The 6,145-nt window shown below is 63.7% G+C and carries 7 protein-coding genes and 1 pseudogene; all 8 read left to right on the forward strand.

Annotated features, from left to right (window positions below):
- The first annotated feature begins 5 nt into the window (after positions 1–5).
- Positions 6–1,532, forward strand: coding sequence for an apolipoprotein N-acyltransferase (gene lnt, locus PHP91_RS07915; RefSeq protein ID WP_300139334.1), 1,527 nt, complete (start codon positions 6–8; stop codon positions 1,530–1,532).
- A protein-coding gene (gene prfB / locus PHP91_RS07920) for a peptide chain release factor 2 (protein WP_300139336.1) occupies positions 1,525–2,644 on the forward strand; the annotation gives its coding sequence in 2 pieces (ribosomal slippage) (positions 1,525–1,599 and positions 1,601–2,644; 1,119 coding nt in all). Before lnt ends, prfB begins: the two co-directional genes overlap by 8 nt.
- Positions 2,622–3,464, forward strand: a complete 843-nt coding sequence (locus tag PHP91_RS07925; RefSeq protein WP_300139337.1) for a GGDEF domain-containing protein — start codon at positions 2,622–2,624, stop codon at positions 3,462–3,464. The genes prfB and PHP91_RS07925 overlap by 23 nt, the downstream gene beginning before the upstream one ends.
- A gap of 12 nt (positions 3,465–3,476) precedes the next feature.
- Positions 3,477–4,286, forward strand: coding sequence for a MinD/ParA family protein (locus PHP91_RS07930; protein WP_300139339.1), 810 nt, complete (start codon positions 3,477–3,479; stop codon positions 4,284–4,286).
- A gap of 103 nt (positions 4,287–4,389) precedes the next feature.
- The gene (locus PHP91_RS07935) at positions 4,390–4,698 is read left to right on the forward strand and encodes an HU family DNA-binding protein (RefSeq protein ID WP_300139347.1); all 309 of its coding nucleotides are present in this window, start codon (positions 4,390–4,392) and stop codon (positions 4,696–4,698) included.
- Between the two features lies 1 nt (position 4,699).
- Positions 4,700–4,834 (forward strand): hypothetical protein, encoded by a 135-nt coding sequence (locus PHP91_RS07940; RefSeq protein ID WP_300139341.1) that lies wholly within the window; start codon positions 4,700–4,702, stop codon positions 4,832–4,834.
- Positions 4,835–5,002: 168 nt separating this feature from the next.
- On the forward strand, positions 5,003–5,560 hold the full coding sequence (locus PHP91_RS07945; RefSeq protein WP_300139343.1) for a hypothetical protein: 558 nt from the start codon (positions 5,003–5,005) through the stop codon (positions 5,558–5,560).
- 43 nt (positions 5,561–5,603) lie between these two features.
- Positions 5,604–6,145, forward strand: a pseudogene (gene dapA, locus PHP91_RS07950) (4-hydroxy-tetrahydrodipicolinate synthase); the annotation flags it as partial.

Genomic DNA, 6,145 nt, shown 5'->3' on the forward strand with positions numbered 1-6,145 from the left:
TCATCGTGCTCAAACTGGTTTTGCTGGCGACCCTCGGGGCCTGGATCGGGTTTGCAAACCCCGTGCTCCAATTTCCGCTCGCCGTCCTTGCCTTCCCCGTCGGGCTGGCCTGGATCGGCCTGCGCGCCACCTCGGCCAGGAAGGCCTTTCTCTTCGGCTGGCTGGCCGGGCTGCTCGCCTGTGTGGGCTGCTTCTACTGGATGGTCATCCCGGTCCAGTTCTACGGCGGCCTGCCCTGGTACGTGGCCCTGCCCTGCCCCGCGCTCCTGGGCGCGTTCCTGGCCCTCTATTACGGCCTTTTCAGCCTGGGCCTGCACCTGGCCGGGAAAAGCGTCACGGGCGTGCCCCTGTGCCTGCTGGCCGGGCTGACCTGGGCCTCGCTGGAAATGCTGCTCGGCTCGGTCTTCACCGGATTCCCGTGGATGAACCTGGCCTCGGCCTTCGCGCCCTGGCCCCTGGCCATCCAGGGGGCCGCCCTGGTCGGGGCCTATGGCCTGTCCGGCGTGTTCGCGGCCCTGGCCGTGGCCGGGCTCCTCGCCTCCACCTACCGCTCCGCCCTGTTCCTGACCGTGGGGCTCGCGGCCGCCGTCCTGGGCTTCGGCTATTTTCACCTGGACGCCCAGTCCGGCGAAAAGGCGGACTTCGGCGTCTCCATCGCCCAGGGCAACGTGGACCAGGCCGAAAAATGGGTTCCGGCCTTCCAGGCCAGGACCGTTGAGAAGTACGCCAAGCTGACCCTCCGGGCCGTGAGCGACTTCCACCCCGAACTGGTGGTTTGGCCCGAGACGGCCATGCCCTTCTACCTAGAGGAGAACACCTCCTTTCGCACCGCGCTCGAAATCCTGGCCCGCGACACCGGCACGCACCTGATCATCGGGGCCCCGGCCTACCGGGTCATCGACCTGCAAAAGAAGGACTACGTGCTCCTGAACCGGGCCTGGCTCATGGACGAAACCGGCCGCACCAACCAGTCCTACGACAAGGAACACCTGGTCCCGTTCGGCGAATACATGCCACTCAAGTCATTCATTCCCTTCGATCAGTTGGTCCAGGCGGCGGGCAACTTCGTTCCCGGCACGGACAATAAGCCCCTGGTCATCAAGGGCGTGCCGCTCGGCATGCTCATCTGCTACGAGGCCATCTTCCCGGAGCTGGCGCAGCAGCAGGTGGAGCGCGGGGCCCAGGCCATCATCAACATCAGCAACGACGCCTGGTTCGGCGACACCTCGGCCCCGGGCCAGCACCTCGACCTGACCGCCATGCGCGCCGTGGAGCAGGGCCGCTGGCTCGTGCGCTCCACCAACACCGGCATCTCCGCCTTCATCGACCCCGCCGGTCGCGTCCTCATGCGTACGGACCAGTTCAGGGCCGAGACCCTGAGCATGAAAATCGCTCCGCGCCGGGACACCACCTTCTTTCATGACAATTACCACCTCATCGGCCGCGGCATTTATTTGCTGACCATTTTGGGGTTTGCGGGTATTCTCCTCTCGCATCGCAAACGAACAAAGGAAACTTCATCCAATGCTTGAACATCCGGAACTCAAAGCCATCTCCTCGCAACTCTTGGACAATTTCGAGTCGCTGTGGAGGCGTCTTTGACTATGACGAAATCAGGGCCCGACTCGCGGCCATAGAAGAGGAGCTCTCCCGCCCCGGCGCATGGGACAAGCCCGAGAGCCTGACCCCCGTGCTCAAGGAGAAGAGCCAGCTTACGAGCAAGCTCGAAATGTACGAGAGCCTGCTTGAGGCCAAGGACGACCTGGACGCGTGGCTGGAGCTGGCCCAGGAAGACCCGTCCGAGGAATCCCTCACGGCCCTGGATGCCCAGGTGGAGACCTTCCGTTCCCGGCTCGGCACCACCGAGCTGGCCACCATGTTCACCTTCGAGCACGACAAGAACAACGCCATCCTCGAAATCCACCCCGGCGCGGGCGGCGTCGAGTCCCAGGACTGGGCCGAGATGCTCCTGCGCATGTACACCCGCTACGCCGAGCGCAAGGGGTTCAAGGCCTCCCAGCTCGACTTCCAGCAGGGCGACGAGGCCGGCATCAAGTCCGTCACCCTCCAGGTGGAGGGACTCTACGCCTACGGCCTGCTCAAGGGCGAGGCGGGGGTGCACCGGCTGATCCGCATCTCGCCCTTCGACTCCTCGGGCCGCCGCCACACCTCCTTCGCCTCGGTGGACGTGTACCCGGACATGGACGAGGACATCGAGATCGAGGTCAAGGACGAGGACCTTCGCATCGACACTTTCCGCTCCAGCGGCCCCGGCGGCCAGAGCGTCAACAAGACCAGTTCGGCCGTGCGCATCACGCACATCCCCACCGGCATCGTGGCCCAGTGCCAGAACGAGAAGTCCCAGCACCGCAACAAGGCGACGGCCCTGCGCATCGTCAAGGCCCGCCTTTACGAAATGGAGCTGCAGAAGATCGAGGAAAGCCGCCGCCAGGACTACGAGTCCAAAGACGCCATCGCCTGGGGCAGCCAGATCAGGACCTACACCCTGCAACCCTACCGGCTGGTCAAAGACCACCGCTCGGGCAGCGAGACCGGCAATGTGGACGCGTTCCTTGACGGGGACCTGGACGAAATGATCCGAAACCACCTACTCTACGTACATGCCAAAGGAAACAGACACTAATTTCCCGGAGCGGGAACTCGCCTCCGAACTGGAAATGCTCCAGCAGGAGCTGCGCCAGGTCGGCGGGGAGGACAACGGCTCCTCGGTCTGGGTCTTCCGCCTCTTTCACGGGGTCACCCCGGAGGAATGGAAGGACATCTGCGAACGCCACGACCTGCGCAGTTGGCTCAGCCTGCCCATCGACGGCGACGCCTTCCCCCACCTCAAACGGTTCCAGGAAACCCTGGAGCGGCTGGCCTATCAGACCGATCACGATCCGCTCACCGGGCTGGCCAACCGCCGCGCCTTCGACCGCGTCCTGGACGTGGAGGTCGAGCGCAGCCGCCGGAGCCAGACCCCGCTATCCCTGGCCATTTTCGACCTCGACAACTTCAAGGCCGTCAACGACACCTACGGCCACACCGTTGGCGACGCGGTTCTGGCCGGTTTTGCGGAAAAGCTTCGCGCCACGACCCGGCGTTACGACCTGGCCGCCCGCTTCGGCGGCGAGGAATTCGCCCTGATCATGGCGGGCACCGGGCTGGTCAAGGCGCAACGGATGCTGAACCGTTTCCTGAGCGAATTCAGGATGCTGGAATTCCATGACCCCGCGAGCGGCAAGACGTTTTCGGTCACCTGCTCCGTGGGGCTGACCTGCTTCAAGGGCATGGCCGACATCACCGACAAGGAATTGATCAACCTGGCCGACGAAGCGCTCTACGAGGCCAAGGCGGCGGGCAAGGACCAGGTCAGGATCTCGAAGCTGCCCTTCCTCGACAGCGTGCCCAACGACACCCTGGTTCAGGCGCATGAAAAGCAATTCCTGTTCGGCGGGAAGTAACGGAGACAGGATATGAATACCAACAAGACATTGAGCCTCTCCATCATGAGCGGCAAGGGCGGTGTCGGCAAGACCAACATCGTGCTCAACCTCGGCTACGCCCTGCACAACGCGGGCATGACGGCCATGCTCATGGACTGCGACCTAGGCCTCGCCAACCTGGACGTCCTGCTCGGCATCTCGCCCGAGCGCAACCTGCAGGACCTGCTCCGCCAGGGGGTGGACGCCGAGGACGTGCTGGTCTCCATCGAGGACGGCTTCGACATGCTCCCGGCCACCAGCGGCGTGCCCGAATTGGTGGAGATGGACGAGGACATGCAGGACATCCTGTTCAAAAAGCTCGTCAACCTGGCGGGCGAGTACGACTACCTCATGCTCGACCTCGGCGCGGGCATCAGCAGCACTGTGCTGTCCTTCGCGGCCATGACGCAGTTGCGCATCGTGGTGGTCACGCCCGAGCCCACGTCCCTGACCGACAGCTACGCCATGATAAAAGTCCTGGTCACCCAGCACCGCATCCGTGACTTCCTCATCCTGGTCAACCAGGCCACCTCGGCCGCCGAGGCCAAGCAGACCTTCGAACGGCTGGCCATGACCTGCAAAAACTTTTTGAACATTACGCTGAGCAGCCTCGGCTATATCCACCAGGATCGTACCCTTGTGGAGTCCGTCCGGCGGCAGACGCCGCTGCTCAAGTTCGCCCCGGAAGCAAGGGCCAGCAAGGATATCAACAGCTTGGCCCGGCGGCTCATGCGCTACCGCGAAGACAACCGGGAAAGGATCGTCGAACGCCCCATTTTGCGGGATTTCGTCCTCATGTGAAAAAAACAAATAAGAGGTTGACGAAAAGAGCCAATTTTTGGCATAGTTAGTAAGAATTTAAAACGTGACTCCACTTTGTTCCCCCGCACCCCGCCAATGCGGGCTGCGGGCAACGCAATGTTTCAGGGGGAATACCATGAACAAGAGCGAATTGATCAAGGCTCTGTCGGAACAGAAGAAAATGCACGTGGATGAGGCTACCAAGGTGGTCGGCGCCTTCGTCGATTCCGTCAAGGAAGCCCTGCTGCGTGGCGACCGGGTCGAGATCAGGGGCTTCGGCAGCTTCAAGATCAAGGACTACGAAGGATACACCGGCCGCAATCCCAAGACCGGCAGCGTGGTCCAGGTCCGGTCGAAGAAACTTCCCTTCTTCCGCCCGGGCAAAGAGCTGAAAGAGTACATCAACGATTAGCATGCGCCGGCTTCTCCCCTGCCTGCTTCTGGCCATCCTCTCGCTCTTCCCTCTCCAGGCCGGGGCGAAGCAGCCGGTGTTGACTCTCCTCTATTCGGCCAACACCTACGGCGTCATCAAGCCCTGCCCCTCTTGAGGCGGGCGTACTCTCGGCGGCGTGGCCCGGCGGGCCACGTATCTTTTCGACGTTTACAAGACGGACTCCCAGCGCCTGCTCCTCGCAGGCGCCTGGGAGTTTCTCCATCCCGATGAGGCTCCGCCAGCCCCGGCGGCGACAAAGGCCCTTGCAAAGGCGTTTGATTTGATGAAATATGATCTCGGTCTGCTGACCGAGGACGAGGCCAAGGCCCTGGCCCGGGCGGAAGCATCCCCCGGACCGGGCTTCAAGACGGCGCGCGAGGAGCCGGTCACCCTGGTGACCACCTCCGGAGGCGATGTGGTGGCCTTTCTCCGCCTGCCCCCGCTCAGGGCCGGGCAGGAATCCCCGCCCGAGGACCTGGTCGAGAAGCTCTCCCGGACCATCCGGGCGGAGCGCAAGAACGCCCGTCTCGTCGTCGCCCTCTCCGACTGGGGATGGACGGCCGAGCGGGAATACCTGGCGCAACATGCGGACGCCGTGCCCGACATCCTGCTGGGCAGCGGCTGGGGCTCCGGAGTGGACGGACGGCTCGAATCCGACATGCGCTGCCTGTGGGTCCGCCCCTACGACAGGGGACGGACGCTGAGCGAGGTCCGGCTCTTCGCCTGGCCCGACCGCTCCGGGAAATCCGCCTGGAAATCCAAGGACGCGGCCACCACGGCGTCCCTGCCGCTCGGCGATCAATACGTTGACAATCCGGATGTGAGCGCGCTTTTCAGATAGCGGCCCGCGCCGGTCAATTCCAACACTGCAAGGGGAGAAGACCATGCAACTTCGAGGAGCTATCACCGCCCTCTCGACGCCGTTCAAGGACGGTCAGGTGGATGAAGCCACCTACCGCGACTTCATTGAATGGCAGATCGAGCAGGGCATCGACGGCCTGGTGCCCTGCGGCACCACCGGCGAAGCCGCGACCATGAGCCACGAGGAACAGGGCCGCATCATCAAGATCTGCGTCGACCAGGTCAAAGGCCGTGTCCCGGTCGTGGCCGGCGCGGGCTCCAACAGCACCCGCGAGGCCATCGAGCTGACCAAGATGGCCAAGGCGGCCGGGGCCGACGCCGCGCTCCAGATCACGCCCTACTACAACAAACCCACGCCGCAGGGTCTGGTGGAGCACTTCAAGGCCATCGCCGCCGAAGCCTCCATGCCCTTCGTCATCTACAACGTGCCGGGCCGCACCGGGCTCAACCTGCTGCCCGCGCACCTCAAGATGATCGTGGACCCGTGCCCGAGGCCTTCGCCGTCAAAGAAGCCACCGGCAACCTGAACCAGTGCGCCCAGGTCATCGAGCTGTGCGGCAAGGAT

The organism is Pseudodesulfovibrio sp. (assembly GCF_028692895.1).
Lineage (GTDB): Bacteria > Desulfobacterota > Desulfovibrionia > Desulfovibrionales > Desulfovibrionaceae > Pseudodesulfovibrio.

Bases quoted from the DNA above. Each gene is read 5' to 3' on its own strand.
- PHP91_RS07925 (WP_300139337.1), top strand. From the start codon at position 2,622: ATGCCAAAGGAAACAGACACTAATTTCCCGGAGCGGGAACTCGCCTCC.
- PHP91_RS07930 (WP_300139339.1), top strand. From the start codon at position 3,477: ATGAATACCAACAAGACATTGAGCCTCTCCATCATGAGCGGCAAGGGC.
- PHP91_RS07940 (WP_300139341.1), top strand. From the start codon at position 4,700: ATGCGCCGGCTTCTCCCCTGCCTGCTTCTGGCCATCCTCTCGCTCTTC.
- PHP91_RS07945 (WP_300139343.1), top strand. From the start codon at position 5,003: ATGAAATATGATCTCGGTCTGCTGACCGAGGACGAGGCCAAGGCCCTG.